Annotated in this window: 1 rRNA gene (only partly in view); it reads left to right on the forward strand. The window is 58.2% G+C overall.

Annotated features, from left to right (window positions below):
• A 23S ribosomal RNA gene (locus B056_RS0108280) occupies positions 1-1342 on the forward strand; its annotated part reaches 397 nt to the left of the window's first position; the annotation flags it as partial.

A 1342-nucleotide genomic window follows, 5' to 3' on the forward strand; every position in this document is an offset into this window, starting at 1 on the left:
CCGCCGTAGAGGGTAATAGCCCTGTAGGTGAAAACGGCACGTCTCTTGAACAGTATCCCAAGTAGCACGGAGCCCGTGAAATTCCGTGTGAATCTGGCGGGACCACCCGCTAAGCCTAAATACTCCCTGGTGACCGATAGCGGACTAGTACCGTGAGGGAAAGGTGAAAAGTACCCCGGGAGGGGAGTGAAATAGTACCTGAAACCGTGTGCCTACAATCCGTGGGGGCTGGGCTTTTCGGAGCCTGGTGACCGCGTGCCTTTTGAAGAATGAGCCTGCGAGTTTGCGGTGTGTGGCGAGGTTAACCCGTGTGGGGTAGCCGTAGCGAAAGCGAGTCCGAATAGGGCGTTTGAGTCGCATGTCCAAGACCCGAAGCCGAGTGATCTACCCATGGCCAGGTTGAAGCGCGGGTAAGACCGTGTGGAGGACCGAACCCACCAGGGTTGAAAACCTGGGGGATGAGCTGTGGGTAGGGGTGAAAGGCCAATCAAACTCGGTGATAGCTGGTTCTCCCCGAAATGCATTTAGGTGCAGCGTCACGTGTTTCTTGCCGGAGGTAGAGCACTGGATGGCCTAGGGGGCCTACAAGCTTACTGAAGTCAGCCAAACTCCGAATGCCGGTAAGTGAAGCGTGGCAGTGAGACTGCGGGGGATAAGCTTCGTAGTCGAGAGGGAAACAGCCCAGATCGCCAGCTAAGGCCCCTAAGCGTGCGCTAAGTGGAAAAGGATGTGGAGTCGCATAGACAACCAGGAGGTTGGCTTAGAAGCAGCCACCCTTGAAAGAGTGCGTAATAGCTCACTGGTCAAGTGATTCCGCGCCGACAATGTAGCGGGGCTCAAGCGCACCGCCGAAGCTGCGGCATGCATAGTGAACCCGGCCTTCTTTGAGGGTCCAGGTCTGTGCGTGGGTAGGGGAGCGTCGTATGGCGTGTGAAGCGGCGGGGTGACCCAGCCGTGGATGCCATACGAGTGAGAATGCAGGCATGAGTAGCGAATGACGGGTGAGAATCCCGTCCGCCGGATGACCAAGGGTTCCTGGGGCAGGCTTTTCCGCCCAGGGTGAGTCGGGACCTAAGGCGAGGCCGACAGGCGTAGTCGATGGACAACGGGTTGATATTCCCGTACCGGCGCTGACGCGCCCATGCTGAACCTGGTTTGTGCTAACCGTTCTGGTTTTTGTTCTGCCTTCGGGTGGGGCTTGGGCTGGTCGGGACCCCGGCTGGTAGTAGGCAAGCGATGGGGTGACGCAGGAGGGTAGTCCAACCCAGGAGGTGGTTTTCCTGGGGCAAGGGTGTAGGGCGAAGTGCAGGTAAATCCGTGCTTCATGTGCCTGAGACCTGAT

The organism is Parafrankia discariae (genome assembly GCF_000373365.1).
Taxonomy (GTDB): Bacteria; Actinomycetota; Actinomycetes; order Frankiales; family Frankiaceae; genus Parafrankia; species Parafrankia discariae.